This window comes from Bradyrhizobium sp. USDA 3240 (assembly GCF_054063295.1).
On record NZ_JBSSGD010000002.1, the window covers coordinates 8,142,852 to 8,168,404 of the forward strand.

General features: G+C 64.7%; 25 protein-coding genes. 14 read left to right on the forward strand and 11 right to left on the reverse strand.

Annotated features, from left to right (window positions below; genetic code table 11):
- Positions 1-99 precede the first annotated feature (99 nt).
- Positions 100-2,475 carry a xanthine dehydrogenase family protein molybdopterin-binding subunit gene (locus tag ACVIGA_RS38765; RefSeq protein WP_456670174.1) on the reverse strand — a complete coding sequence of 792 codons (2,376 nt, stop codon included), beginning with the start codon at positions 2,473-2,475 and terminating at the stop codon, positions 100-102.
- A gap of 223 nt (positions 2,476-2,698) precedes the next feature.
- Here ACVIGA_RS38765 and ACVIGA_RS38770 point away from each other — a divergent pair, with 223 nt between their 5' ends.
- Together ACVIGA_RS38770 and ACVIGA_RS38775 are read left to right on the forward strand one after the other, a co-directional pair.
- Entirely contained in the window at positions 2,699-3,742 is a 1,044-nt protein-coding gene (locus ACVIGA_RS38770) for a Ppx/GppA phosphatase family protein (RefSeq protein ID WP_456670175.1), read from the forward strand.
- Positions 3,743-3,909: 167 nt separating this feature from the next.
- Entirely contained in the window at positions 3,910-4,611 is a 702-nt protein-coding gene (locus ACVIGA_RS38775; protein WP_456670176.1) for an RlmE family RNA methyltransferase, read from the forward strand.
- Between the two features lie 75 nt (positions 4,612-4,686).
- Here ACVIGA_RS38775 and ACVIGA_RS38780 read toward each other — a convergent pair whose 3' ends face one another.
- Complete coding sequence (locus ACVIGA_RS38780) at positions 4,687-6,177, reverse strand: DHA2 family efflux MFS transporter permease subunit (RefSeq protein ID WP_375780541.1); 1,491 nt, start codon at positions 6,175-6,177, stop codon at positions 4,687-4,689.
- A 136-nt stretch (positions 6,178-6,313) separates the two neighbouring features.
- Between ACVIGA_RS38780 and ACVIGA_RS38785 the strand changes: the two genes are divergently transcribed.
- From ACVIGA_RS38785 to ACVIGA_RS38800, 4 genes are all read left to right on the forward strand, one after another.
- A complete protein-coding gene (locus ACVIGA_RS38785; protein WP_092125564.1) occupies positions 6,314-6,559 on the forward strand; it encodes a hypothetical protein in 246 nt (81 codons plus the stop codon).
- Between the two features lie 202 nt (positions 6,560-6,761).
- Positions 6,762-8,252, forward strand: coding sequence for an IMP dehydrogenase (gene guaB / locus ACVIGA_RS38790; RefSeq protein WP_223972903.1), 1,491 nt, complete (start codon positions 6,762-6,764; stop codon positions 8,250-8,252).
- 273 nt (positions 8,253-8,525) lie between these two features.
- The gene (locus ACVIGA_RS38795; RefSeq protein ID WP_456670177.1) at positions 8,526-9,548 is read left to right on the forward strand and encodes an NADP-dependent oxidoreductase; all 1,023 of its coding nucleotides are present in this window, start codon (positions 8,526-8,528) and stop codon (positions 9,546-9,548) included.
- Between the two features lie 130 nt (positions 9,549-9,678).
- Positions 9,679-10,017, forward strand: coding sequence for a hypothetical protein (locus tag ACVIGA_RS38800; RefSeq protein ID WP_456670178.1), 339 nt, complete (start codon positions 9,679-9,681; stop codon positions 10,015-10,017).
- A gap of 6 nt (positions 10,018-10,023) precedes the next feature.
- On the opposite strand, the gene ACVIGA_RS38805 is transcribed toward ACVIGA_RS38800, so the two are convergent.
- The gene (locus tag ACVIGA_RS38805; RefSeq protein WP_456670179.1) at positions 10,024-10,860 is read right to left on the reverse strand and encodes a metallophosphoesterase family protein; all 837 of its coding nucleotides are present in this window, start codon (positions 10,858-10,860) and stop codon (positions 10,024-10,026) included.
- 126 nt (positions 10,861-10,986) lie between these two features.
- The gene (locus ACVIGA_RS38810; protein WP_456670180.1) at positions 10,987-11,424 is read right to left on the reverse strand and encodes a hypothetical protein; all 438 of its coding nucleotides are present in this window, start codon (positions 11,422-11,424) and stop codon (positions 10,987-10,989) included.
- A gap of 169 nt (positions 11,425-11,593) precedes the next feature.
- On the opposite strand from ACVIGA_RS38810, the gene ACVIGA_RS38815 reads away from it, so the two are divergent.
- Entirely contained in the window at positions 11,594-12,016 is a 423-nt protein-coding gene (locus ACVIGA_RS38815; RefSeq protein WP_456670181.1) for an MAPEG family protein, read from the forward strand.
- Between the two features lie 22 nt (positions 12,017-12,038).
- A complete protein-coding gene (locus ACVIGA_RS38820; protein WP_456670182.1) occupies positions 12,039-13,337 on the forward strand; it encodes an RsmB/NOP family class I SAM-dependent RNA methyltransferase in 1,299 nt (432 codons plus the stop codon).
- 97 nt (positions 13,338-13,434) lie between these two features.
- Here the strand turns inward: ACVIGA_RS38820 and ACVIGA_RS38825 are convergent, their stop codons facing one another.
- A complete protein-coding gene (locus tag ACVIGA_RS38825) occupies positions 13,435-14,718 on the reverse strand; it encodes an MFS transporter (protein WP_456670183.1) in 1,284 nt (427 codons plus the stop codon).
- Between the two features lie 114 nt (positions 14,719-14,832).
- Here ACVIGA_RS38825 and ACVIGA_RS38830 point away from each other — a divergent pair, with 114 nt between their 5' ends.
- Positions 14,833-15,285: a winged helix-turn-helix transcriptional regulator gene (locus ACVIGA_RS38830; RefSeq protein WP_456670184.1), complete on the forward strand. Its 453-nt coding sequence runs from the start codon at positions 14,833-14,835 to the stop codon at positions 15,283-15,285.
- A gap of 116 nt (positions 15,286-15,401) precedes the next feature.
- Here ACVIGA_RS38830 and ACVIGA_RS38835 read toward each other — a convergent pair whose 3' ends face one another.
- Positions 15,402-15,734, reverse strand: a complete 333-nt coding sequence (locus ACVIGA_RS38835; protein ID WP_456670185.1) for a DHCW motif cupin fold protein — start codon at positions 15,732-15,734, stop codon at positions 15,402-15,404.
- Between the two features lie 289 nt (positions 15,735-16,023).
- Complete coding sequence (locus ACVIGA_RS38840) at positions 16,024-16,395, reverse strand: nuclear transport factor 2 family protein (RefSeq protein WP_456670186.1); 372 nt, start codon at positions 16,393-16,395, stop codon at positions 16,024-16,026.
- Between the two features lie 136 nt (positions 16,396-16,531).
- Here ACVIGA_RS38840 and guaA point away from each other — a divergent pair, with 136 nt between their 5' ends.
- Positions 16,532-18,130, forward strand: coding sequence for a glutamine-hydrolyzing GMP synthase (guaA, locus tag ACVIGA_RS38845; RefSeq protein WP_456670187.1), 1,599 nt, complete (start codon positions 16,532-16,534; stop codon positions 18,128-18,130).
- Positions 18,131-18,218: 88 nt separating this feature from the next.
- The gene (locus tag ACVIGA_RS38850) at positions 18,219-19,121 is read left to right on the forward strand and encodes an HNH endonuclease (RefSeq protein ID WP_456670983.1); all 903 of its coding nucleotides are present in this window, start codon (positions 18,219-18,221) and stop codon (positions 19,119-19,121) included.
- Between the two features lie 121 nt (positions 19,122-19,242).
- Here the strand turns inward: ACVIGA_RS38850 and ACVIGA_RS38855 are convergent, their stop codons facing one another.
- Complete coding sequence (locus tag ACVIGA_RS38855) at positions 19,243-19,479, reverse strand: hypothetical protein (protein WP_342722481.1); 237 nt, start codon at positions 19,477-19,479, stop codon at positions 19,243-19,245.
- A 391-nt stretch (positions 19,480-19,870) separates the two neighbouring features.
- Between ACVIGA_RS38855 and ACVIGA_RS38860 the strand changes: the two genes are divergently transcribed.
- Entirely contained in the window at positions 19,871-21,067 is a 1,197-nt protein-coding gene (locus tag ACVIGA_RS38860) for a serine hydrolase domain-containing protein (protein ID WP_456670188.1), read from the forward strand.
- A gap of 75 nt (positions 21,068-21,142) precedes the next feature.
- Here the strand turns inward: ACVIGA_RS38860 and ACVIGA_RS38865 are convergent, their stop codons facing one another.
- Positions 21,143-21,781 carry a glutathione S-transferase family protein gene (locus ACVIGA_RS38865; RefSeq protein WP_456670189.1) on the reverse strand — a complete coding sequence of 213 codons (639 nt, stop codon included), beginning with the start codon at positions 21,779-21,781 and terminating at the stop codon, positions 21,143-21,145.
- A gap of 288 nt (positions 21,782-22,069) precedes the next feature.
- Here ACVIGA_RS38865 and ACVIGA_RS38870 point away from each other — a divergent pair, with 288 nt between their 5' ends.
- A complete protein-coding gene (locus ACVIGA_RS38870; protein WP_456670190.1) occupies positions 22,070-22,543 on the forward strand; it encodes a VOC family protein in 474 nt (157 codons plus the stop codon).
- A gap of 187 nt (positions 22,544-22,730) precedes the next feature.
- Positions 22,731-23,993: a serine hydrolase domain-containing protein gene (locus tag ACVIGA_RS38875; protein WP_456670191.1), complete on the forward strand. Its 1,263-nt coding sequence runs from the start codon at positions 22,731-22,733 to the stop codon at positions 23,991-23,993.
- Positions 23,994-24,112: 119 nt separating this feature from the next.
- Here the strand turns inward: ACVIGA_RS38875 and ACVIGA_RS38880 are convergent, their stop codons facing one another.
- Entirely contained in the window at positions 24,113-24,610 is a 498-nt protein-coding gene (locus ACVIGA_RS38880; RefSeq protein ID WP_456670192.1) for a peptide deformylase, read from the reverse strand.
- Positions 24,611-24,679: 69 nt separating this feature from the next.
- Positions 24,680-25,552 (reverse strand): bifunctional helix-turn-helix transcriptional regulator/GNAT family N-acetyltransferase, encoded by an 873-nt coding sequence (locus ACVIGA_RS38885; RefSeq protein ID WP_456670193.1) that lies wholly within the window; start codon positions 25,550-25,552, stop codon positions 24,680-24,682.
- Position 25,553: the final 1 nt, after the last annotated feature.

Below are 25,553 nucleotides of genomic sequence, written 5' to 3' on the forward strand. Positions count from 1 at the left end.
GGGGTATCGAGTACGTTGCGGCCTCTCGATCGCCCGCCTTCGCGGGCGATGACAGCGGTGTTGGTGGCGACCGCGTTGTTTGTGGCGACGGCGCCTGCTTCAAGCCGCCGCCTTCGCCTTGGCGTCCTGGATCGCGCGCCAGACGCGTTCGGGGGTCAGCGGCATGTTGATGTGCTTGATGCCGTATTCCGACAGCGCGTCCACCACGGCGTTGACGATGCAGACCAGGCTGCCGGCGCAGCCGGCTTCGCCGCAGCCCTTGGTGCCGAGCGGATTGGACTTCGCCGGCGAGGGATGATCGCCGACCAGCATCGACGGCACGTCGCCGGCGCGCGGCAGCGCGTAGTCCATGAACGAGCCGGTGATCGGCTGGCCCGAGCCGTCGTAACTGACTTCCTCCATCAGCGCCTGGCCGATGCCCTGCGCCACGCCGCCGTGGAGCTGGCCGGCGACGATCATCGGGTTGACCACGGTGCCGAAATCGTTGACCGCCGAGTAGCGCACGATCCGCGTCACGCCGGTGTCGGGATCGATCTCGACCTCGGCGACATGGCAGCCGTTCGGGAAGGTCGACGCCGTCTCCTTGGTGGCATGATCGACGTCGAGCGTCTCCGGCGTGCCCTCGGGCATCTTGCTGTCGCGCATCCGCTCGGCAAGCTCCATGATGCCGATCGAGCGGTCGGTGCCGGCGATGGTGAAGCGGCCCTGGCCGAATTCGATGTCGGCCTCTGATGCCTCCAGCATGTGCGCGGCGGCCTTCTTGCCCTTCTCGACGACGAGGGCGGACGCCTCGACGATCGCCTGTCCGGTCGCGGTGATCGAGCGCGAGCCGCCGGTGCCGTTGCCGAAGCGCACCAGATCGCTGTCGCCCTGTTCGAGCGTGATCTTCTCGAAGGGAACGCCGAGCTGCTCGGACAGCACCTGCGCGAACGGCGTGGCGTGGCCCTGGCCGTAATCCAGCGTGCCGGTGGTGAGCTTCACCGATCCATCCGGCTCGAAGGTGATCTTGCCGAGCTCGCCGCTCGGCGGCGCGGTGACCTCGAGATAGGAGCCGACGGCGATGCCGCGCAGCTTGCCGCTCTTTTTGCTCTCCTTCTTGCGCTTGGCGAAGTTCTCGTAGTCGGAGATCTCCAGCGCCTTCTGGAACACGCTGGCGAAATCGCCGCTGTCATAGGTGACGCCGGAGGCGGCCGGGAACGGCAGCTGCGACGGCTTGATGAAGTTGCGCTTGCGCAGCGTGAAGCGGTTGATGCTCATCTCGTCGGCGGCGGCGTCGATCAGCCGCTCCATGTAGTAATTCGCCTCGGGCCGGCCGGCGCCGCGATAGGCGCCCATCAGCGTGGTGTTGGTCAAAACCGTCTTGATGTCGACGCCGAGCAGCGGCGTGCGATAGACGCTGGCGAGGTTCTTGCCGGTGTTGAGCGACAGCGGGCCCGGCGCGACGCCGGTGATGTAGGCGCCGAGATTGCCGTAGCCGGAGAGCCGCACCGCGAGGAACTTGCCCTCGGCATCGAGCGCGAGCTCGGCATGGATCAGCTGCGCGCGGCCCTGGCTGTCGGACAGGAAGCTGGTCGAGCGCTCGTCCAGCCACTTCACCGGGCGGCCGAGCTGGCGCGCCGCATGCGCGATGCAGGTGTATTCGGGATAGTTGAGGTTCTTCATCCCGAACGAGCCGCCGACATTGCCGGTGAGGATGCGGACCTTTTCGGCGGGCACGTTGAGCAGCCGCGCCAGGATCGCCTTGTTGCCGGAGACGCCTTGGGTCGGCACCTGCACCGTGAAGCGTTCGGTTTTCTTGTCGTAATGTGCGAGCGCGACGCGCGGCTCCATCGAGACCACGGCGACGCGAGTATTCACGATGTCGAGTTTTGTGACATGCGCGGCGGCGGCGAACGCCGCCTCGATCCTGGCGGTGTCGCCATAATGATAATCGAGCGCGACGTTATCGGGGATGTTGTCATAGAGCTGCGGCGCGCCGGGCTTGGTCGCTTCGGCCGCGTCCGTCACCGCCGGCAGCGGCTCGATGTCGACCTCGACAGCTTCCGCAGCGTCGCGGGCCTGCGCCGCGGTCTCTGCCACCACGAAGGCCACGGGATCGCCGACGAAGCGTACCTTGTCGGTCACCAGCGCGGGGCGGTTGGTCTGCTTGAGCGGCGAGCCGTCGCGGTTCTTCAGCGGCAGGCCGCAGGTGAAGGGGTTGTAGCCCGCGGCCGCAAGGTCGGCGCCGGTCCAGACGCCGAGCACGCCCGGCATCGCCTTGGCGGCTTCCGTGCCGATCCCCTTGATGATGCCGTGGGCATGGGAGGAGCGGACCATCCAGCAATGGGCCTGGCCGGGAAGGGAGAAATCGTCGGTGTATTTGCCCTTGCCGCGCACCAGGGTGTCGTCCTCCTTTCGTCGAACAGGCTGTCCGACACCGTATTTTTGCAGTGCGATAGCGTTTTCGAGAGAGGCGGGCGGCGTGTGATCTTGCATCGAAAATGACCTGAAATGCCCGGATTTGCTGGAGTTTGGGGGCGAAGACGAGATAACGCACGCCCCCCTTAACGACAACGCCCGATTGGGCATGGACCCAATGTGAACGGAGTTTGCGCAGGGCTTTGACGCTGCTAAAGTTTCCGTGAGCGGACAATTATTCGGCAGGCCCCGAGACTCCCCCTGGATTGCCCTTGGGGTCCTGCGGAAAGACAGTGTTTTGATGAATGACTATGTGCGGCTTTGTGACGGCCCTCCGGCCGGCGAAGCCCCGTCAGGGCTGATTGCGGCGGCCGCGGAAAGCGGTGTCTACGCCGCGCTCGACCTCGGCACCAACAATTGCCGGCTGTTGATCGCCTGTCCCACCGGCGACGGGTTCCGCGTGGTCGACTCGTTCTCGCGGATCATCCGGCTCGGCGAGGGCATCGCCGCGACCGGCTCGATCAGCGAGGCCGCGATCGAGCGGGCGATTGCCGCGCTCGCCATTTGCAGCGACAAGATCCGCTATCGCAAGGCCCGCAGGCTGCGGCTGATCGCCACCGAGGCCTGCCGCGCCGCCGGCAATGCCGAAAGCTTTCGCGCGCGCGTCGCGGCCGAGACCGGCATCGAGCTCGAGGTGATCGATCGCGAGACCGAGGCGACGCTCGCCGTGATCGGCTGCTCGCCGCTGCTCGATCCGAAGGGGCGGGGCGCCATCCTGTTCGACATCGGCGGCGGCTCGACCGAGCTGGTGCGGATCGAGCGCGATCCCGACGCGCCCGATGCGCCGCCGCGCATCAAGGCGTGGATGTCGATCCCGCTCGGCGTCGTCACGCTGGCCGAACATTTCGGCGGCAAGAACGTCACCAGGGACATGTATGCGCGCATGATCGATGAGGTCGCCCGCCACGTCGCGCCGTTCGCGGCCGAGCACGGCAAGGACCTGCGCGACATGCACATGCTCGGCACCTCGGGCACCGTGACCACGCTCGCCGGTGTGTTCCTCAATCTGTCGCGCTATGATCGCCGCCGCATCGACGGCATCTGGATGAACGATGGCGACGTCACCGCGACGATCCAGAAGCTGCTCGGCATGAGCTACGAGGCGCGCGTCAACAACAACTGCATCAGCGTCGAGCGGGCCGACCTCGTGCTCGCCGGCTGCGCGATCCTCGACGCAATCCGCAACGCGTTCCCGATGCCGCGGCTGCGGGTTGCCGATCGCGGCCTGCGCGAGGGCATGCTGGTCGAGATGATGCGCGAGGACGGCGCACTGCGGGCGTGCTAGAGCTTCCTTTGCCTCGCCCCGCTTGCGGGGAGAGGCCGGATTGCATGTCAATGCAATCCGGGTGAGGGGAACTCTCCACGAAAGCATCTCTCACCCTCATTGCGGAAGCAGCCCCTCACCCCAACCCTCTCCCCGCAAGAGCGGGGCGAGGGAGAAGAGAAAATGGAATGGCGAAAGACACCACCGGGCGGCTGCACGTCACGGTCAAGAGCGGCGGCAAGCGAAAGCTGTCGTCAAAACTCTGGCTCGAGCGCCAGCTCAACGATCCCTACGTCGCCAAGGCCAAGGCGTTGGGCTACCGCTCGCGCGCGGCGTTCAAGCTGCTCGAGATCGACGACAAATATCGCCTGCTCAAGCCGGGCATGACCGTCGTCGACCTTGGCGCTGCGCCCGGCGGTTGGAGCCAGATCGCGGCCAAGCGCACCGGTGCCGCCGACGGCAAGGGCAAGGTGGTCGCGATCGATCTCCTGGAGATGGGCGAGATCCCCGGCGTCACCTTCGCGCAGCTCGACTTCCTCGACCATGGCGCGCCCGAGAAGCTGATCGCGATGATGGGCGGCCGCGCCGATTTCGTGATGTCCGACATGGCCGCCAACACCACCGGCCATCGCAAGACCGATCAGCTGCGCATCATCGGGCTGGTCGAGACCGCCGCGCATTTTGCCGGCGAGGTGCTCAATCCCGGCGGCACGTTCCTGGCAAAAGTGTTCCAGAGCGGCGCCGACGCCGAGTTGGTGGGGCAGCTGAAACGCGATTTCGCCAGCGTGCGTCACGTCAAGCCGTCCGCCAGCCGGCAGGATTCCTCCGAGCGCTACGTGCTGGCGACAGGGTTTCGGGGACAGCAACAGCCGTCATTGCGAGGAGCGTAGCGACGAAGCAATCTATCGTTCCGCAGACGCGGAGGCATGGATTGCTTCGCTTCGCTCGCAATGACGGGACTGAACCTACCCCAGCCGCTGATCCCGCGCGTTCTGCGTATCCTCGGTCGCTGCCTTGACGGCGTCAGTGGCGGCGCGTTTCTCGGCACCCTTGCGGCTCGAGATATCGATCGCCTTGCGGCCGGCGATTTCGTTGCCGGCATCAACCGGCATTTGCCAGAAGAACCAGGCGGACGCTGCCGAGATCAGCGACACCACGATGAACGCCGGTCCGAACACGTCGGCGGAGAGCTCGGTCTGGTGATGCAGCGCCAGCGTGGTTTCCACGGAGAACGCGCCGACCGCGACGCCCGCGGACACCGCGAGCTGCTGGTTGACGCTGACCAGGGTGGTGGCGCGGCTCATCTGCGGCGCCTCGACCTCGGCATAGGCCACGGTGTTGATCGCGGTGAATTGCAGCGAGCGGAAGAAGCCGCCGACCACCAGGATGGTGAAGATCAGCATCAGCGGCGTCGAGATCGTGAACAGGGCGCAGGCGGCGAGGAAGGCCGAGCTGACCACCGCATTCACCGTCATCATGTTGCGGAAGCCGAAGGCCTTGATGATGCGTGCCGCCAGCGTCTTCATGCCCATGGCGCCGACCGCCGAGGCAAAGGTGACGAGACCGGACTGGAACGGCGATAGGCCGAAGCCGACCTGCATCAGCAGCGGCAGCAGAAACGGCAGCGCGCCGATGCCGAGCCGGAACAGGAAGCCGCCGACGATCGACGCCCGCATGGTCGGCAGTCGCAGCAGCCCGAAATCGAGCACCGGCGAGCCGGTGCGCCGGGCGTGGATGAGGTAGAGCGTCATCGACACCGTGCCGACCCCGACCAGGCCGGCGACGATCGGCCATGGCAACAGATTGAGGCCGGCGACCGACAGCCCGAAGGCGATGCCGGCAAGCCCGATGCCGGCGAGCACCAGTCCCACCAGGTCGAAACGTTCAGGGTCCTCGCTCTTGATCGGGTCGATATATTTCAGCGCCAGGAAGATGCCGAGCAGCCCGATCGGGATGTTGATCAGGAAGATCCAGTGCCAGGAGAAATAGGTGGTGATGAAGCCGCCAAGCGGCGGCCCGATCACCGGGCCAATCAGCGCCGGCACCGTTACCCAGGCCATCGCGTTGACCAGCGCACTCTTGTCGACCGAGCGCAGCAGCACTAGCCGCCCGACCGGGGTCATCATCGCTCCGCCGAGGCCCTGCAGGATGCGAGCGAACACGAAATCGGTCACCGAGGAGGACAGCGCGCAGCCGATCGAGCCCAGCATGAACACGGCGACGGCGGCGGCAAACACGATGCGGGCGCCGAAGCGGTCCGCGGTCCAGCCACTGGCCGGGATGAACACCGCGAGCGACAGCAGATAGGACGTGATCGCAAGCTTCAGCGTCAGGGGGCTGGTGCCGATATCGGCGGCGATCGCCGGCAGCGAGGTCGCAATCACCGTCGAGTCCATGTTTTCCATGAACAGGGCGGTAGCGACGATGAGCGGGATCAGGCGTTGTTTGTTTATCAAAATAGGACAGCCGTGCTGAAAAAGGCGGGCGAGGGGGCCATATCATCCTGCCCAGGACCACGCTATTGCGGAACCGGGCAAACGCCCTAAATCCTGCGTGACGCTGCTATGCATCCGCCAGCGCCTGAGGTGTGCCGTGATCTACGTCCTTGCCGCTCTGCTGCCGCCGATCGGGCTGCTCCTGAACGGACAGCCGTTTTCGGCCATCTTCAATCTGGTCCTGATCGTGTTTTGCGCGATTTTCGGCCTGTTTTTCCACGTTTTGCTGCTGGTGCCGTCGGCCCATGCGGTCATTGCGGTCCACATGAAGCGCGAGGACCGGCGCCACCGCGAGGTGGTCGAGGCGATCCGCCGGCACGGGCCGCCGCAGGGATATCGCTAAGCGGGCTGCAGGGTCCCCTGAACCGGCCCGTAAAAAGCCTGTGCATGGCTGGCAAACACTTTGATTCGTCATGCCGCCATGCTATCGACCAGCGTCAACCCCACCGATGGGCGCCGATTCGACGGTGACGCAGCGAGCGTCGCCGCAGGTAGCGTTCATCCGTAAGACCCTCGCGGCTGCGGCCGCAGATAAGGAGTTGGCAATGGCCACGGGATTTCAGGCTATCCGCGAAGCCTACACGTTCGACGATGTGCTTCTGAAGCCCGGTCTGTCCGACGTTCTTCCCTCGGAAGTCGATATTCGCTCGCGAGTCACCCGCGCGATCCAACTCAACATCCCGATCATGGCGTCCGCGATGGACACCGTCACCGAGGCACGGATGGCGATCGCCATGGCGCAGGCTGGCGGCCTCGGCGTCATCCACCGCAATTTCGACCCCGAAGGTCAGGCTGCTCAGGTGCGGCAGGTCAAGAAATTCGAGTCCGGCATGGTGGTGAACCCGCTGACCATCGGTCCCGACGCCACGCTGGCCGACGCGCTGGCGCTGATGAAGGATCACGGCATCTCCGGCATCCCGGTCGTAACAGGTGCGGGCAAGAACGTGCCGGGCAAGCTGGTCGGCATTCTGACCAACCGCGACGTGCGCTTCGCAACCGATCCGCGACAAAAGGTTTCGGAGCTGATGACGCACCAAAACCTCGTCACGGTGCGCGAGGGTGTCAGCCAGGACGAGGCGAAGCGGATGCTGCACCAGCATCGCATCGAAAAGCTGCTCGTCGTCGACGACCAATATCGCTGCGTCGGCCTGATCACCGTGAAGGACATGGAAAAGGCGGTCGCCCATCCGCTGGCCTGCAAGGATGCGCAGGGCCGGCTTCGCGTCGCCGCCGCCACCACGGTCGGCGAGACCGGCTATGAGCGCACCGAGCGGCTGATCGATGCCGGCGTCGACGTCGTCGTGGTCGACACCGCGCACGGTCACTCGCGGCACGTGCTCAACGCCGTCAACCGCATCAAGCGGCTCTCCAACGCCGTGCAGGTCGTGGCCGGTAACGTCGCGACCGAGGGCGGCGCGCAGGCGCTGATCGATGCGGGCGCCGACTGCATCAAGGTCGGCATCGGCCCGGGCTCGATCTGCACCACGCGCATCGTCGCCGGCGTCGGCGTGCCGCAGCTCACCGCGATCATGGATGCGGTGGCGGCGGCCAAGAAGGCCGACGTCCCCGTGATCGCCGACGGCGGCATCAAATATTCCGGCGACCTCGCGAAGGCGCTCGCCGCCGGCGCCGACATCGCGATGGTCGGCTCGCTGCTCGCCGGCACCGACGAGACACCCGGCGAAGTGTTCCTGTGGCAGGGCCGCTCCTACAAGGCCTATCGCGGCATGGGCTCGGTCGGCGCGATGGCGCGCGGCTCGGCCGACCGCTACTTCCAGCAGGACATCAAGGACACGCTGAAGCTGGTGCCGGAGGGTATCGAGGGCCAGGTGCCGTACAAGGGCCCGGTCGGCAATGTGATGCACCAGCTCGCCGGTGGTCTCAGAGCGGCGATGGGTTATGTCGGTGCGAAGGACATCAAGGATTTCCACGACAAGGCCGAGTTCGTCCGCATCACCGGCGCCGGCCTGCGCGAGAGCCACGTCCACGACGTGACGATCACGCGCGAAGCCCCGAACTATCCGGGCGGGGTGTAAGCCTCTCCACGTCATTCCGGGGCTCGCGAAGCGAGAGCCCGGAATCCATCGGGCCGCAGCGTTGGTGGATGAATGGATTCCGGGCTCGTGCTTCGCACGCCCCGGAATGACGAGGGGATGCGGTGGCGGCACGCCTCTTCGGCATGACGCCGGTCATTTCAAACAACATTTCAAACAGCCCTGCGCGAAAGAGCAAATCCATCTCCCTTGCGGGGAGCTGGATTGCATGACTACGTGTGCGCCACGAACCAATCAGCTCAAGAGGAAATCAGCATGTCCCAAGGAAAGCGCATCGTTCTTGCCTCGCGCCCGCATGGCGAGCCCACGCCGGCCAATTTCAGGCTCGAGGATTACACGCCGCCGACACCGGGCGCGGGCGAAGTGCTGCTGCGCACCATCTGGCTGTCGCTCGATCCCTATATGCGCGGCCGCATGGCCGATGGTCCGTCCTATGCCGCGCCGGTGCCGGTCGGCGGGGTGATGGAAGGCGGTACGGTGAGCGAGGTGGTCGCGTCCAACAATCCCGCCTTTGCCAAGGGCGACATCGTGCTGTCGCGCGCTGGCTGGCAGACGCATGTTCTGTCCGACGGCAAGGGCCTCGCCAAGATCGATCCGAAGATCGCGCCGATCTCGACCGCGGTCGGTGTGCTCGGCATGCCCGGCATGACCGCCTATACGGGACTGCTCGAGATCGGCAAGCCGCAGGCGGGCGAGACGGTGGTGGTTGCGGCCGCGTCCGGCGCTGTCGGTTCGGCGGTCGGCCAGATCGCCAAGATCAAGGGCGCGCGGGCGATCGGCATCGCGGGCGGCAAGGACAAGTGCGCCTACGTCAAGAACGAGCTCGGCTTCGACGAGTGCCTCGATCATCGCGATCCCAACCTTGCGGCGAAGCTCAAGGAAGCGTGCCCGAAGGGCATCGACGTCTATTTCGAGAATGTCGGCGGCGCGGTGTTCGACGCGGTGTTTCCGCTGCTCAATGCGTTCGCGCGGATTCCGGTGTGCGGCCTGATCGCGCATTACAACGACACCGAGGCGCACGCGCCGAAATGGGCCGGCGCGATGATGCGCAACATCCTGACCAAGCGGCTGACCTTCCGCGGCTTCATCGTCAGCGACTTCGCCGCCATGCATGGCGACTTCCTGCGCGACATGTCGCAATGGGTGCGCGAGGGCAAGGTCAAATACAAGGAGTTCGTGACCGAGGGCCTGGACAGCGCGCCGGACGCCTTCATGGGCCTGCTCAAGGGCGCCAATTTCGGCAAGCAGCTGGTCCGGATCGGGCCGGACAAGGCCTGAGCGATAGCGTTTTCGAGCGAAGCCTGTCCCGGACTTGATCCGGGATGGGCACCGGTTCGGGTGAAGAAAGCGCGTCAAAGCGAGACATTTCAGCTCCCATTCCGCGTAACAAAGTAGCAAAAACGCCACAATGGCGGGCTTTTGGGGCTTTTCGGCCCCCATTTGCTTGACGGGGAACCCGGCGCAGTTGATTCAATATGGCTATATTTCAGGTGTAGTCATGGTTTTTGAAGCTATTGTTTTCGGGGTCATTCTCCTCGCCGTCGGCTATTGGCTGACGATGTTCGTCATGGGCCGCCGCGACGACGTCCTGCATGGGAAATTTGTCGAGGACGAGCCGGCCGCCGAGCCGATCCGCCCCACGCTGCGCATGCAGCCCGCGCCGGCGGCGCCGCAGCCGAACAAGGACTCGCTGCAGGCGCTGCTCACCGTCATCAAGCAGGATCTGCACGACGCGGCGCGGAGCTGAGACGGCTTACGCCGGTTGCTTGCCGAGCAGCATGTCCAGGTCGACATCGACCTGTCCCTTGGCCCTGACGTGGCGCACTTCAAAACTGTCCGGCTGGAAGCGGTACTCGACCAGGCCGGTTTCCTTGATGCCGATCACTTCCTGTCGCGCATCTGAAATGATGAAGCCGGCCGATGGCGCCCAGATCTGCCTGACACGCTCGAATGTGTAGTCGCGGCGCTGGTGCACATGGCCGCTGCCAACCAGGCGCCAATCGACCTTGCCGAACATCTCGATCAGACGGCGGCGCGCCGGCTGCGGCACGTAGCGGATCGCGCTCTCGGCGCGTTCGGCATCGTAGGGCACGTCGAGATACAGCGGCTTGTGCAGGAACAGCGCGACCGGTCTGCCGACCGCCTTGTCGAGCGTTGTGGCGAGCCAGTCGAACTGTGCGGCCTCGCTGTCGAGGCCGGTGTTCATGATCAGCGAATTGAGGCCGATGAAGCGCCAGCCGGCGGCGTCGAAATGCCAGCGGTCCTCACCGAGCACCGAGGTGAAGGCGCGGCGCGTCTCTTCGGTCGGCAGTTGCGCCGGCACCGGGCCGACCGCAGTCGGATTGTCGCCGATGTCGTGATTGCCCGGCAGATAGAGGCAATCGACCGGCAGCGCGCTGTGCAGTTCCTTGGCGAACACCAGATCGTCGCGGCTGGTCGGCCCATCGAACGCGACGTCGCCGGAGTTGAGCACGAGATCGGGACGCGTCGCGTCGATGTGCTCGCTGACGCGATGAAAGTTGTCGACCAGCGGCTTGAAGCGGCGCGCGAGGTGGGTGTCGGAGATTTGGGTCAGGCGGAACTGGGGCATGCATCGATCCTTTCGGCCGAATTATAGCGTCGGCGCGAAGTCGGAACGATGACGATTGCAGTGTGTTCTTCGCTGCTCTGTTTGATGCGTTGTTTGATGTCTTGTTTGATCCGGCGGCGCAGGCCGCTAGATCGCAAGCTGCTTGTCTGCGCGGGTGGGCAGGGCAGGCGGAGCGACGCGGCCTCCGAGCAGCCCGGTGTTCGGCGGGTTTGTTCCCGTCGCGGCCGGTGATGCATTGAGGCCGAGATAGGCGAGCGCATCGTGCCCGATGTCGTAGGCCGCATAGCCGAGCAGGCTGAGCACCAGCGCCGTGGCGAGGCTGTGCCTGACAATGTCGCGCGTCGAGCGATAGCCGCTGCGGAAATAGACCGAGAGCAGGATGGCGACCAGGAGCGCTGTGGCGACGCCGGCAAGCCCCGACATGACCATGCCGAGCCCGCCATCCGCCGCGTCGTCGAACCAGCCGATACCGGGGTCGATCGCCTTCAGCAGGGAGGTGAGGAGATCGCCGAGGCTCGCGGCCGCCAAAGCCGCGCCGTCCAGGATCGGGGTGATGATGCTCATCGCGTCATCCGTGGGGAACTGAAACCGTCATTATTCCTGGGAGTTGGTCACCCGGGCTCGGATCATGGTTCAACGGGTTACCCAGGCGCGTTATTGGCAAGCTTCATTGTGTTGCGCGGCCGTGGCAGCTAAGAGGGCGGCCGGACGCCCGGCTTAAGGGAGATTCTTGATGTCGGTTCAAATGGTTCTGTTACCGGTCTTCATCCAGATTGGGCTCGCCTTCGCGCTTCTGTTTGGGATGGCCACGCTGCGCACGCGGACGCTGGCGAGCGGCGAGACCAAGATGGCCGATATCGCGCTGCGCCAGCCGAACTGGCCGGAGCGCGCCACTCAGCTCGGCAATTGCTTCGCCAACCAGTTCGAACTGCCGGTGCTGTTCTATGTCCTGATCGCCATTGCGCTGCCGCTGCGCCGTGCCGATCTGTTCATCGTGCTGATGTCCTGGGTGTTCGTGGTGACGCGCTTTGCCCATGCCGGCATCTTCGTCACCTCCAACGACGTGCGGCCGCGCTCGCTCGCCTGGTTCGCCGGCGTACTGGTGCTGGCGGCGATGTGGCTGTATTTCGCGCTCAAGCTCCTGCTGCTGATTTGACGCGCCCAACCGAAAGAGTTCTATGACCCCCGCTGCCCGGCTCTCCGCCGCGATCGAGCTGATCGCCACCATCGACGCACAGCGCATTCCCGCGGCCAAAGCGCTGAAGGAATGGGGCACCGCGCACCGCTATGCCGGCTCCGGCGATCGCGCCGCGATCTCCGGCCTGATCTGGGACGTGCTGCGCCGGCAATCCTCCGCGGCCTGGCTGATGGATGATGCCAGCGCGCGGTCGCGGGTGCTCGGCATGCTCAAGCTCGAGCGCGGCATGGACATCCCGACGATCTCGGCGCTGTGCGACGGCGGCCGGTTCGCGCCGGAACCGCTGACTGCGGCCGAGGAGGCCGCAATGGCCTCGCGCTCGCTTGCGGATGCGCCGGCGCATGTCGCGGGCGACTATCCGGACTGGCTGGACCCGCATCTGGCAAAGGTGTTCGGCGACGACCGTTCTGCCGAGGCAACTGCGATGGCGAGCCGCGCGCCGCTCGATCTGCGCGTCAACACGCTGCGCGGCAAGCGCGAGAAGGTGTTGCCGCGCCTCTCGTATCTGGGTGCGAAGGAAACGCCGTGGTCGCCGCTCGGCCTGCGCATCGAGCTCGGCGCCGACGCGCGCAATCCCGGCATCCATGCCGAGGAGGATTTCATCAAGGGCGCCATCGAAGTTCAGGACGAGGGCTCGCAACTCGCCGCGCTGTTCTCGGCGGCCAAGCCCGGCGAGCAGGTGATCGATCTCTGCGCCGGCGCCGGCGGCAAGACGCTGGCGCTGGCCGCGATGATGGACGGCAAGGGCCGGCTGATCGCGACCGACAGCGACAAGCGCCAGCTCGTGCCGATCCATGAGCGGCTGTCGCGCGCCGGCGTGCACAATTGCGATGTGCGCACGCCGCGCGGCGAGGAGGAAGTGCTGTCCGACATCAAGGCGTCAGCCGATCTCGTGCTGATCGACGCGCCGTGCACCGGCACCGGCACCTGGCGCCGCAATCCCGACGCCAAATGGCGGATGCGCCCAGGCGCGCTCGAGGTGCGGCTGAAGGATCAGGCCGAGGTGCTGGCGCGCGCCGCGCCGCTGGTCAAGTCCGGCGGCCGCATCGCCTACATCACCTGCTCGGTGCTGGCGGAGGAGAACGGCGAGCAGGTCAAGGCGTTCATCGCGCGGCATCCGGAGTTTTCGGTGCAGCCGCCGGAGCAGACCGCATCGGTGCTGTGGGACAAGGCCGAGGCGTTTGCAGAGGCCGCGCTGCTGTCGCCGGAAGGCCTGCTGATGACGCCGCGCCGCACCGGCACGGATGGGTTCTTCGTCTCGGTGCTGAAGAAGGCGTGAGCGCAATCGTCATTCCGGGGCGTCCGAAGGACGAACCCGGAATCTCGAGGTTCCGGGTTCAATGCTTACGCATTGCCCCGGAACGACGAAATTCACCTCATGACCGCCCACAATCATAGACCACGCCAACCGGCACCGGTGTCCTGCTCACCACGATGACCCAGTACAGCAGCGCGCAGGCGCTGATCGCAGCGCCCAGCGCGCAGACGCCGAGCCAGCCGGCGGCGGCATAGGCCATCGTCGAAGCGATCGCGCCGAGCCCGCTGCCGACCGAGTAGAACACCATGTAGACGCCGATCAGTCGGCTCGACGCTTCGGGGCGGGCAGCTACGATCAGGCTCTGGTTGGTGACATGGACGGCCTGCACCGCGAAGTCGATCATGACGACGCCGGCGAGCACCAGCCACAGCGACGAATGCAGGCAGGCGATCGGAGCCCAGCCGGCGAGCATCAGCAACAGCGACAATCCGGTGGTGCGCTGGCCCCAGCCGCGATCGGCGAGGCGGCCCGAATTGCGCGCCGCCAGCGCGCCGGCGAGGCCGGCAATGCCGAGCATGCCGATCGCGGTGTGCGACAGCGACAGCGGCGGCGCGGCAAGCGGCAGCACGACCGAGCTCCAGAACGCGCTGAAGCTCGCGAAGATCAGCAACGCGAACACGGCGCGTTCGCGCAGCACCGGCTCCTCGGCGAACAGCGCGGCCGTCGAGCGCAGCAGCTTTGCATAGGATGATCCGGTCAGCGCCCGCGGCGGCTGCCGCGGCAGCACATAGGCGAGCAGCGCCGCCATCGCGAGCATCAGCACGGCCGAGGTCAGGTAGACCATGCGCCATCCGCCGATATCGGCCAGTGTGCCCGACGCAAAACGAGCCAGAAGGATGCCCGATACGACGCCGCTTTGAATGGTGCCGATGGTTTGTCCGCGCTCGGCTGGCGAGGCCGATGTCGCTGCAAAGGCGACGATCACCTGGATGACGACGGCGAGCAGCCCGACCAGCGCCATTCCGCCGAACAGCACGATTGCGTTTGGCGCGGTGCCGACCACGACGAGTGCAACCGCGGACAGCATGATCTGGCCGACGATCAGCTTGCGGCGGTCCCAGAGGTCGCCGAGCGGCACGATCAGCATCAGGCCGAAGGCGAGGCCGACCTGGGTCAGCGTCACCACGATGCCGATCGCGGCGGGAGCGATGCCGAGATCCTGCGCCATGGTGTCGAGCAGCGGCTGCGCGGAATAGATGTTGGCGACGCTGAGCCCGCAGGCGACCGCAAACAGCAGCACGACCGCGGGCGAAAGCACGCCTGCCTTGGTGTCGCGGGGCTTGTCGCCCGTCTTGTGATCGCCCGTGGCCGGCCCGGCTTCCATCATGGTCTGGTTCGTCATCTTGCCTCCGCTGCAATTCGCAATCTGGTCTTATAATGAGACCAGTTGCGTCGCGGCCTGTCTAGTCCTATTTTAAGACCAGATCGGAATCGCGATCGAAGGAGATAAGCCGCGATGCAGCGGACCGGATTCGCAAAGGCGGAATGCCCGGTGGCCCGCGCGCTGGATGCGATCGGCGACTGGTGGTCGCTGTTGATCGTGCGCGACGCGTTCGACGGCCTGCGCCGGTTCGGCGACTTCCAGAAGAATCTCGGCATCGCCAAGGGCATGCTGACGGCGCGGCTGCGCAAGCTGGTCGAAACCGGCGTGCTCGAGCAGGTCGCAGCCTCCGACGGCAGCGCCTACCTCGAATATGCGCTGACGAAGCGGGGACACGACCTGTTCCCGATCGTGGTCTCCCTGCGGCAATGGGGCGAGGCGCACCTCTACGCGCGGGGCGAGCCGCATTCGGTGCTGCTCGATCAGGCCGGGCAGGGCGTCGGGCAGCTCGTGTTGCCGTCGAAGAGCGGCAAGCCGCTGGGCTGGGCGGATACCAAGGTGAGGAAGGTTGCGGCGCGGCGGCGGTGAGTGCGTGACTCTCTCCACGTCATTGCGAGGAGCGTAGCGACGACGCAATCCATGTCTCGGCAAGCGGCGCTATGGATTGCTTCGCTCCGCTCGCAATGACGGGGGACTATGTCAGTTCAATCCACGATAAACAGCGTCGCACCCATCGCCGTCGACGAACGGTGCGCGGCGTCGCCGAAATCGGAGACCTGGTAGCTCATGCCAGGCTTCAGCGTGAATTTGCGGCCGTCGCGCAGCTCGGTGTCGAGCTCGCCGTTGACCACAAAGAGCACATGGCCGCGATCGCACCAGTGATCGGCGAGATAGCCCGGCGAATATTCGACCATCCGCACCCGCAGCTCGCCGATATTGAGCGTGCGCCACAGCGCTTGCCCGGTCTCGCCGGGATGCACTGAAGGCTCGACGTTGCTCCAGTCGGTGACGGTGAAGGGCAGGGTCGGGATTTTCATGCTGCGTGGGCTCCTCGATTTTTGCTCATCGTACGGCTCTGTATCCCAAACGCTGACGTCATCCTGAGGTGCGCGCCGAGCGGTGCGCAGCAACGCTCGGTGAGCCTCGAAGGATGGGATGGAGCCGGGCTGTCGCCGTTCGAGGGCCGCTGAAGAAGCGGCCACCTCAGGGTGACGGGAGAGATTAGTGCGTAGGGTGGGTTAGCGTTAGCGTAACCCACCATCTTTTTCGTCGTGTGACTCGGTGGGTTACGCCTGCGGCTAACCCACCCTACGATTCGACGGCAGCTCAACCCACCAGATGGTTCGCCGAGCCCTGCCTGATCTTGCTCTCCGCATCGAGCCGCAGATACTCGCAGATCTTCTTGCCGCGCTCGTTCTGGTAGAACACGACGACGCTGTCGGGCGAGACGTAGAGGTCGATCAGTTCGAAATGCAGCTCGGGCAGCTTGGCGAGCGCGGCGCTCCAATAGGCCCGCAGCTGCGCCTTGCCGTGCACCGTGCCGGAGGCGCCGAAGCCGAGTGGCGGGATCCGGTCCGAGGTCATCTCGGTATCCTCCGAATACATCGCCAGCACGCGCTCGAGGTCGCGTGCGTTCCAGGCGTCGACCCAGTCGCGGCCGAGCGCTGCGAGGCGGGACGGTTCGTGAAAATCCGGCATTGGTTTCCTCCCATTGGTTATGGCCAAATTAGGTCAATAATACTGACCTATATAGATTTGTCCATGCCCAAAGAAGAATGTGGGCGCCCCGCGCTGCGCGGTTGCGGGGGCGGGCGCCGTCGCGTATCTGCTTGCCATGACAGCCCAGCACACAGCCCGCGAACCGTCGACGCCCACCGTGGCCTCGGCGCATGACAAGATTCTGATTGTCGATTTCGGCAGTCAGGTGACGCAACTGATCGCCCGCCGCGTCCGCGAGATGGGGGTCTATTCCGAGATCGTGCCGTTCCAGAAGGCGGAGGCTGCCTTCAACGAGATGAAGCCGAAGGCGGTGATCCTCTCCGGCGGCCCGGAATCGGTGCATGAAACCGGCTCGCCGCGCGCCCCGCAGCTGATCTTCGAGTCAGGCGTTCCTGTGCTCGGCATCTGCTACGGCCAGATGACCCTGGCCGCCCAGCTCGGCGGCGAGGTCGAGGGCGGGCACCACCGCGAGTTCGGCCGCGCCGATGTCGAGGTGAAGACCGATAGCCAGCTGTTCGACGGCGTCTGGGGCCACGGCGAAAAGCATCAGGTGTGGATGAGCCATGGCGACCGCATCACCAAGATGCCGCCCGGCTTCTCGGTGGCCGGCACCTCGCCGAACGCGCCGTTCGCGATCATCCAGGACGAGAAGCGGAAGTATTACGGCCTGATGTTCCATCCCGAGGTGGTGCACACGCCGGACGGAGCAAAGCTGCTGCGCAACTTCGTGCGCAAGGTCGCGGGGCTGACTGGCGACTGGACCATGCGCGCGTTCCGCGAGGAGGCGATCGAGAAGATCCGCGCCCAGGTCGGCAACGGCAAGGTGATCTGCGGCCTGTCCGGCGGCGTCGATTCCGCCGTCGCGGCGGTGCTGATCCATGAAGCGATCGGCGACCAGCTCACCTGCGTGTTCGTCGATCACGGCCTGCTGCGGCTCGACGAGGCCAAGACCGTCGTCGACCTGTTCCGCAACCACTACAACATTCCGCTGGTCCATGTGGACGCGTCGAAACAGTTTCTGGGCGAGCTCGAAGGCGTCACCGATCCCGAGGTGAAGCGCAAGACCATCGGGCGGCTGTTTATCGACGTGTTCGAGGCGGAAGCGAAAAAAATCGGCGGCGCCGCATTCCTGGCGCAGGGCACGCTCTATCCTGACGTGATCGAGAGCGTCTCCTTCACCGGCGGACCGTCGGTCACCATCAAGTCGCACCACAATGTCGGCGGCCTTCCCGCGCGCATGAACATGAAGCTGGTCGAGCCGCTGCGCGAGCTGTTCAAGGACGAGGTGCGCGTGCTGGGCCGCGAGCTCGGCCTGCCCGAAGTCTTCGTCGGCCGCCACCCGTTCCCGGGCCCGGGTCTTGCCATCCGCTGCCCCGGCGACATCACAAGAGAAAAGCTCGACATCCTGCGCAACGCGGACGCGGTCTATATCGACCAGATCCGCAAGCACGGCCTCTATGATGCGATCTGGCAGGCTTTTGCGGTGCTGCTGCCGGTGAAAACCGTCGGCGTGATGGGCGACGGCCGCACCTACGAATACGTCGTGGGCCTGCGCGCCGTCACCTCGACCGACGGCATGACCGCCGACTTCTACCAGTTCGACATGAAGTTTTTGGCCGAGACCGCGACGCGCATCATCAACGAGGTGAAGGGCGTGAACCGGGTGGTGTACGACGTGACGAGCAAGCCGCCGGGGACGATCGAGTGGGAGTGAGGTTGCTCGGGAAAGCCAATCCCAGGATGACTTCTTGGAGCATTGTCACGAGGCCCAAATAGATTCGGGGAGGGTGGCCAAAGAAGCTATGGGATTTGGCGTATTCATTCATCGGTCGGACTCGATCTACGACGATAGTCCTGCGGAAAAGTATCAATTCCCCAGCCAGTATTTGCGCCGCGTCGAGGCCTGTGTCGGTGACTGGATTGTCTACTACGAGCCAAGCAAAGTGGCCGAGACAAAAGGTTACTTTGCGATCGCCAGGGTTCGTCAGGTTATTCCCGATCCCGGCATTTCGGGGATGTACCTCGCGCTGATTGAGCCACGAACCTATCTCGACTTCGCAAATCCGGTCCCGTTCAACGGTGCGATGGGACCGGTCGAGCGGGGTGTTCTCAATGACCAGGGACGCATTTCCGGACGGGCTCAATCTGCGGTTCGTCCACTCTCAGCTGAGGATTTTGCCAGAATAGTCGGACTTGGTTTCGAGGAAGATGTACCTCTGTTGCCGCGTTCCGACAATGACGTGCCATTGCTCGACATTGGCGAAGGAGCACAAGCGCCCTTCATATATGACCAGCAACGCGACCGTGTAAGCGTTACGATGTCGAGGATTATGCGCGACCGGGTCTTTCGCCGTGTCGTTCTGCGCGCCTACGACGAACGGTGCGCGATCACAGGATTAAAACTGATCAATGGGAGAGGGCGCGCGGAAGTGGCTGCCGCACACATTCGGTCAGTGGAGGCGAGTGGGCCCGATATTGTTAGCAACGGCATCGCGCTTTCTGGCACAGCTCATTGGATGTTTGATCGCGGCTTGATCAGCTTGGCCGACAATTTGGAAATATTGATTTCGCGGCAGACAAATGATCCGCAAGGCATACGATCAATAATCAACAAGTCAGGCCACGCGCTCCCGCCGCAGCGCGTCTCTGACCGTCCGCATCCGCATTATCTAAGATGGCACCGCGAGCATTGCTTTAAGCAATGAGCGTAGGGTGTGGCGAAGCATACTCCACCATCTCATGGATCGGTGCGCTGTATGGCGGGTTGCGTGTCGCTAACCCGCTATACAGCAATCTTGCTGCTTCGTTACATGCCCGCGGGCGCGATCAATACGGGCCCGGTTCGCAGGGGACATTGCCGCCGGTCCAGGGCGCGGTCGCGAAGGAACCGACACGTGGCGCCGGGATGCAGGCGCGACCATCAACATAGACCGGCTCGGCGGGCGCAGCGGCATTGGCTTCGGCGACATGCCTGGAAACAGCGTGTGTTTCGCGCGCCATCGCCGGTGACGCGATCATGGCAACCGCGATGAAAGCAGCCGACAACAGTTTGACGTTCGTCATTGAGTTTCTCCGTTTTGCTTAAGGGGCCAAGGAGTCTGGCCTCGTCAGATAGATGTGCGCGGAGCGGGCGCAGTTAAATGCAATCCTTGCTCACGACGGCTCAACGCTGCGTGAGGGGTTCGAAGCGTCATCTGGCGCGTCTTGAAGCTGTGCTCGCGATGGCGGGGTTCCGTGTTCGCTGATCCCCTCTGGCCCGGCGTTCTTCGATCCGCCATCGCTCCATGAGAATGTGCGGGCGAGATGACAATGACGACGCTGCTTTCCGCACCAACTTCCAACGACCGAACTTTGAAACAAACAGTAACGGTGATTTCACTCGCGCTGGGAGAAATTGTATGAGAGTATACAACCAAAGGTCAACGCTGTGCATCTTCACTGTGAGAGGGCGAAAATGAGCGACCAAATGATCGAAGCGACGACAAGTCCGGCACAGATCGTTCAGCAGGCGGCCGCAAGTTATCTCAGTATCAGCAACGCGCCTGGCTGCTGCATCGCGGTCTACGACCAAAAGTCGTTCGGCACCAAGGGCTACGTCTATCCCAAGGGACTGTCAGGCGTGCCCGGCTCTTCGCCCACGCCATTTGCGGTCACGACAGACACGGTGTTCGAGATCGGATCGGTGACCAAGGTGTTTACCAGCACATTGCTGGCGGTGGCGGTCAAAGCGGGTGGGCCCAGTCTTGATGACGCGATCGGCCCGTATCTGAACGCTGGCCACAACCTCAGCCCGAACCCGATCGGGACGCCCGTGCTGGACGCCATCCAGCTCGTGCAATTCGCTACCCATACCTCCGGTATGCCGGAGCAGCCGGGGGACGGCTTGACCGGCTACAGCCAGCAATTGTTTGCGGATCAGCCGCCCTCCAGCGAACTCGTCGCGTGGTGGAACCAATACGACACGCCGCCGCCGGGATGCTGGCAGTACTCCAATATCGGTTTCGTGACACTCGGTTTTGCGGTCACGCAGATGTATGGGAAAGACCCGGGTCATAACTACAACGAGATCTTGGCCGAATACGTCACCGGTCCGCTCGGCATGAAGCAGACCGGAGCCGTGCTCAATTCTTCCTGGAAGATCGCTCAGGGATGTATCGGGCATTGGAGCAAGAGCTCTGTGCCGCCATATTCGATCGTTTTCGACCGCAATACGCCGACCGGCGGCACTGCCTTCGATCTGAAATCCACCGGCGACGATATGCTCAGGTTTCTTGCGGCGCAGATTGCGGCACCGAAGGGACCGCTCGGCTCGCAGATCGCGCTCACTCAGCAGAACCAGGGAACATTCCCCGTCTGCGGGCAGAAGAACAGCGTCACCATGGGCCTCGCCTGGCAAATCACGTCGGACACGCAAGGCCATACCGTTTTCACAAAAAACGGCGCGACGAGTAAAGGCGGGTTCGAAGCGATCGTGATCGTGGTGCCGGAATTGCAATGCGGTGTGGCGGTGCTGAGCAACCAGTATTTCGATGCGTCGGGCGTGCATCCAGCGGGGATGGCGCCCGGCAGCACCGCGCTAAAGATTATCTCGCAGCTTCATCCAGGGTTCGAGCTGGCCGAGCCGCTGGCAGAACCCGAACCATTCGACTAGCGCGTTTTTGAGCGAAGCCTGTTCCGGACTTGATCCGGGATGCACGCCGGTTCGCAAACCTCAGCCGGTCGGTTGCTAGCGCGTGTTAACCGCCAGCTGAGCGTCGAAAGCCCGCTTGTACGCAGGCCGCGCTTCGCCGCGGGCGACGTAGGCGGAAAGGTTCGGAAATTCGTCGAGGATGCCCGATAGTCTTAGCCTGAGCAGCACCGACACCATCATCAGGTCACCCGCGCCGAACGCGCCATCGAGCCAGTCGGCATCGCCGAGGCGGGCGGAGAGCTGCTTCAGCCGGTCGCGGATGCGATCCATGACCAGCGGCAGGCGCTCCTTGGTCCACGGCTTGTCGCTCTCCAGAATCCTCGCGGTCACGAGTTCGAGGATCGGCGGTTCCACCGTGTTGACCGCGGCAAACATCCAGCTGATTGCACGGGCGCGGGCATCGGCATCGCCGGGCAGCAGGCGCGCATGACGCTGGGCGATATGGAGCACGATCGACCCTGTCTCGAACAGCACGAGATCGCCTTCCTGATAGGTCGGAATCTGGCCGAAGGGATGCAGCGCCAGATGTGCGGGCTCTTTCATCGCCTGGAACGAAACCAGGCGAACCGCGTAAGGCTGGCCCACTTCTTCCAGCGCCCAGCGAACCCGCGTATCGCGCGCCAGTCCCTTGCCGCCATCGGGTGACCGTTCGAAGGCGGTGATAGTGGGGGTCATCGTTTCACTCCATGTCCTTGCGTCCCAAGGACGAGCGAGTGGCGCGTGTACCGACAGCCGATCCTGGAATCTCTTGACCAAGCGTAGCCCGGATGCAGGCTGGGGGCGGGGCGTTTCCGGGGGCACCTGTGATCCTACCCCGTGCTTTCGGTTCCCGTCGCGGCAACCGGACGCATCTCACTAAGACCAGCGGAACGCACGATCCCGAAATTATTTTTGATCGGCGTGTTGCCCGCTGTCGGCTGGCGCCTCGGCCACTCGTCCTCCGCATAAACCAGGAGACTGCAAATGACCGATCTCGTCACATGCCTTTGGTTCGATCAGGGCCAGGCGCGCGCAGCGGCGGAGTTCTACGCCGCGACCTTTCCCGACAGCCATGTCGATGCGGGCCATGTCTCGCCGATACCGGGCATCGGGCAGGGCGATGAGCTGACGGTCGAGTTCACGGTGCTCGGCCGCCGCTTCGTCGGGCAGAACGGCGGCTCCAACTACACGCCGAACGAGGCGGTCAGCTTCATGGTGCTCACCGATAGCCAGGACGAGACCGATCGTTATTGGAATGCGGTCACCGGCAATGGCGGCAAGGAATTGCCGTGCGGCTGGTGCCGGGATCGCTGGGGTTTTACCTGGCAGATCACGCCGCGGCGGTTGCTGGAGCTCGTCAACGGCGCCGATCGCGTCGCCGGCAAGCGCGCGATGGAAGCGATGATGACGATGAAGAACATCGACATCGCGGCGATCGAGCGGGCGGCTGCCGCGTAATCCGTTTGGTGGAATGATTTGGCCCGGACGAGACAGTCATGGGTCCGATCAAGCTGATCTGTGCGACGCGAGGCCATTCGCGTCGCGGCATGCGCTTGCCGCGACGGTCACCCCGGCGCAGACGCGGGATGTGTGCGATGCCGTCGCATGATACGCATTTCGCTCCGCAGCTCTGGAGCCAGCCTTGATGTCCGTCGCAGCCGCCGCCAATCAACAGCAAAACCCCACCGCCGCCGAGAGCGATCCCGAGGCGCTCGGCTGGATGCAGGGCTTTCCGCCGCCGCGGGACAAGACGATCACCTTCCAGGACGGCTCGTTCCGCAGCTTCCCTGAGCTGCGCTGGGCCTGGAGCAACATCCGCCAGCTGGTGCCGACGGTGAACGTCTGGCGCGGCGCGGGGCCGGCGTCGGTGCTGCCGCGCGAAGATCATGACATCGGCGCCTCCGCGTCGGTGACGATGGACGGCCGCCCGCAGACTTTCGCGCGCATGCTCGAGGAGAGCTATGCCGACGGCATCGCGGTGCTGCATCGGGGCAAGCTGATCTACGAGCGCTATTTCGGCGTGTTGAAACCGCACAAGCCGCATATCGCGATGTCGGTGACGAAGTCGTTCACCGGCGTGCTCGCCGGCATGCTGGTCGCCGAGGGCAAGATCGATCCGCAGGCGCCGGTCACCGACTATGTGCCGGAACTGAAGCCAAGCGCATTCGGCGATGCGCGCGTGCACGAGGTGATGGATATGACCACGGGGTTGAAATACGCCGAGGTCTATACCGACAAGAATTCCGACGTGTGGGGGCTGCGGCGCGCCAACGGCATGGCGCCGATCCCGCCGGGCTATGAGGGCGCAACCAACATCTTCGACTTCCTCTGCGCGCAGCAGAAGCAGGGCGAGCACGGCAAGGCCTTCGCCTACAAGACCGTCAACACCGATGTGCTGGCCTTCATCATCAGGCGCGCCAGCGGCATGACCTTGTCGGACCTGCTGTCCGAGAAGATCTGGGCGCCGATGGGCGCGGAGGAGGATGCGCATTATCACGTCGACCGCATTGGTACCGAAAGCGGCGGCGGCGGATTGTCGACGACGCTACGCGATCTCGCCCGCTTCGGCGAGACGATCCGCAATCACGGCCGTTTCAACGGCCGCCAGATCGTGGCGTCCACGGTTGTCGAGGACATCGCGCGCGGCGGCGATACCGAAAAGTTCAAGCCGGCCGGCTACACCACGTTGCCCGGCGCGTCCTACCGCAATCAGTGGTGGGTGACGCACAATGCGCACGGCGCCTTCATGGCGCGCGGCGTGCACGGCCAGGGCATCTATATCGATCCCAAAGCCGAAATGGTGATCGCGCGCTACGCCTCGCACCACGCCGCCGGCAATGCCGCAAACGACCCGGTGACGCTACCAGCCTACATGGCGCTGGCGAAGGATTTGATCGCGGGAGGGTAGAGACGCAGATCAATTTGTTCGGTGGTGTAGGGTGGATTAGCCGGAGGCGTAATCCACCAACTTGCCGCCGCGATCGTTGCGGCGGGTTACGCTTCGCTAACCCGCCCTACGATTCTGCGCTAGCCCCGCGACAGCTTCTCATATCGCTTGATCAGGCGCTCCCGCTTCAGGCGGGACAAGCGCCTGATCCAGAACACGCCATCGAGCTGATCGATCTCGTGCTGATGGCACACCGCGCGGAGCCCGTCCGATTCCTCGGTCTGCATGTTGCCCTCGGTGTCCTGGTAGCGGATGCGCACGCGCGCATGGCGCTCGACCTCGTCATTGACCCCGGGCATCGAGACGCTGCCTTCCTTGTGCAGTATCATCTCCGGCGAGGTCCAGATGATCTCCGGATTGACATAGCTCCGCGGCCCCTCACTGGCATCGAGCTCAAGCACCACGACGCGCAGGGGCACACCGATATGCGGCGCGGTGATGCCGATGCCGGGTGCGGCATGCATGGTCTCGAGCAGGTCAGCGGCCAGCTCATGCAGCGCGTCGTCGAACAGGTCGACCGGCTTAGCCGGGAGCGCGAGCCGCGGATCGGGATAGCGGACGATAGGGCGAATGGTCATACGAGCGTCTTAGGCCAGCGCATCGCGGTGGACAACATGCGGATGCAGCAGCCGCGCGCGGCGCCCCGCTCAGAGACGCTTTTCGAAGAACAGATCGGGGTAGGGGTCGTCGTTGAAGCGCGGGATCTCGGCCCAGCCGGTTCGGCGATAGAGCTGGCCGGCTTCCGCCAGCGCGCTGTTGGTGTCGAGCCGCAGCACCGCGATGCCGAGCCCGCGCGCGGCATTTTCGGCGGCGTCCATCAGGCGGCGGCCGAGGCCGAGGCCACGCGCAGCTGGTGCGACCCAGAGCCGCTTGATCTCCGCGAACCCACTGCTGCTGCCCTTCAACCCGACGCAGCCGATCGGCAGGCCGTCCGACATCGCCACGATGAAGCTGCCGCGCGGGCCCACCATGTCCTTGGCATCGGGATCGCGCGACAGCTTGACGTCAAAACCCTGTTTGAAGCGTCGCGCCAGCTCGGCGTAATATTCGCCAAGGCAGTAGCGCGCCTCGTCGCTGCGCGGGTCCATCTCGCGCAGTGCTGTGCCGTGGCGTCCGAGCGCCGAGGCGATCAAATCCATTGCCGCCAGCAGCGCCTCGCGCTGGGTGTGATGGCTAAGGAAGTCCTTGGCCTGCCGGTTGGAGATCGCCTCATAGGCGTTGAACTCGCGCTTGCCCGCCGGAGTCAGCTGCGCGATGCGGCGGCGGGCATCGTCGCCATGCGCCGTGGTCTCGATCAGCCCTTCGTCCTCGAGGCTGCGGAGCAGGCGGCTCATCAGGCCGGAATCGAGCCCGAGATAATCCCTGATCTCGCCCACATCCGTGCGGCCGTGCCCGATCGCATTCAGCACCCGCGCCGCGCCGAGCGGCCGGCCGCGCCCGAGGAACGAGGTGTCGAGCGCACCAACGGCCGAGGTGACGGCACGGTTGAAGCGGCGGACGCGGGAAACAGGGTCGAGCATA

What these genes read in the sequence shown, in the direction of transcription:
- guaA (WP_456670187.1), top strand. Translation starts at nt 16,532, where the DNA reads ATGACAGCCCAGCACACAGCCCGCGAACCGTCGACGCCCACCGTGGCC.
- ACVIGA_RS38815 (WP_456670181.1), top strand. Translation starts at nt 11,594, where the DNA reads ATGTCGGTTCAAATGGTTCTGTTACCGGTCTTCATCCAGATTGGGCTC.
- ACVIGA_RS38825 (WP_456670183.1), bottom strand. Translation starts at nt 14,718, where the DNA reads ATGACGAACCAGACCATGATGGAAGCCGGGCCGGCCACGGGCGATCAC.
- ACVIGA_RS38770 (WP_456670175.1), top strand. Translation starts at nt 2,699, where the DNA reads ATGAATGACTATGTGCGGCTTTGTGACGGCCCTCCGGCCGGCGAAGCC.
- ACVIGA_RS38865 (WP_456670189.1), bottom strand. Translation starts at nt 21,781, where the DNA reads ATGACCCCCACTATCACCGCCTTCGAACGGTCACCCGATGGCGGCAAG.
- ACVIGA_RS38830 (WP_456670184.1), top strand. Translation starts at nt 14,833, where the DNA reads ATGCAGCGGACCGGATTCGCAAAGGCGGAATGCCCGGTGGCCCGCGCG.
- ACVIGA_RS38820 (WP_456670182.1), top strand. Translation starts at nt 12,039, where the DNA reads ATGACCCCCGCTGCCCGGCTCTCCGCCGCGATCGAGCTGATCGCCACC.
- guaB (WP_223972903.1), top strand. Translation starts at nt 6,762, where the DNA reads ATGGCCACGGGATTTCAGGCTATCCGCGAAGCCTACACGTTCGACGAT.
- ACVIGA_RS38855 (WP_342722481.1), bottom strand. Translation starts at nt 19,479, where the DNA reads ATGACGAACGTCAAACTGTTGTCGGCTGCTTTCATCGCGGTTGCCATG.
- ACVIGA_RS38765 (WP_456670174.1), bottom strand. Translation starts at nt 2,475, where the DNA reads ATGCAAGATCACACGCCGCCCGCCTCTCTCGAAAACGCTATCGCACTG.
- ACVIGA_RS38775 (WP_456670176.1), top strand. Translation starts at nt 3,910, where the DNA reads ATGGCGAAAGACACCACCGGGCGGCTGCACGTCACGGTCAAGAGCGGC.
- ACVIGA_RS38885 (WP_456670193.1), bottom strand. Translation starts at nt 25,552, where the DNA reads ATGCTCGACCCTGTTTCCCGCGTCCGCCGCTTCAACCGTGCCGTCACC.
- ACVIGA_RS38835 (WP_456670185.1), bottom strand. Translation starts at nt 15,734, where the DNA reads ATGAAAATCCCGACCCTGCCCTTCACCGTCACCGACTGGAGCAACGTC.
- ACVIGA_RS38875 (WP_456670191.1), top strand. Translation starts at nt 22,731, where the DNA reads ATGTCCGTCGCAGCCGCCGCCAATCAACAGCAAAACCCCACCGCCGCC.
- ACVIGA_RS38870 (WP_456670190.1), top strand. Translation starts at nt 22,070, where the DNA reads ATGACCGATCTCGTCACATGCCTTTGGTTCGATCAGGGCCAGGCGCGC.
- ACVIGA_RS38880 (WP_456670192.1), bottom strand. Translation starts at nt 24,610, where the DNA reads ATGACCATTCGCCCTATCGTCCGCTATCCCGATCCGCGGCTCGCGCTC.
- ACVIGA_RS38840 (WP_456670186.1), bottom strand. Translation starts at nt 16,395, where the DNA reads ATGCCGGATTTTCACGAACCGTCCCGCCTCGCAGCGCTCGGCCGCGAC.
- ACVIGA_RS38800 (WP_456670178.1), top strand. Translation starts at nt 9,679, where the DNA reads ATGGCGGGCTTTTGGGGCTTTTCGGCCCCCATTTGCTTGACGGGGAAC.
- ACVIGA_RS38810 (WP_456670180.1), bottom strand. Translation starts at nt 11,424, where the DNA reads ATGAGCATCATCACCCCGATCCTGGACGGCGCGGCTTTGGCGGCCGCG.
- ACVIGA_RS38795 (WP_456670177.1), top strand. Translation starts at nt 8,526, where the DNA reads ATGTCCCAAGGAAAGCGCATCGTTCTTGCCTCGCGCCCGCATGGCGAG.
- ACVIGA_RS38860 (WP_456670188.1), top strand. Translation starts at nt 19,871, where the DNA reads ATGAGCGACCAAATGATCGAAGCGACGACAAGTCCGGCACAGATCGTT.
- ACVIGA_RS38850 (WP_456670983.1), top strand. Translation starts at nt 18,219, where the DNA reads ATGGGATTTGGCGTATTCATTCATCGGTCGGACTCGATCTACGACGAT.
- ACVIGA_RS38805 (WP_456670179.1), bottom strand. Translation starts at nt 10,860, where the DNA reads ATGCCCCAGTTCCGCCTGACCCAAATCTCCGACACCCACCTCGCGCGC.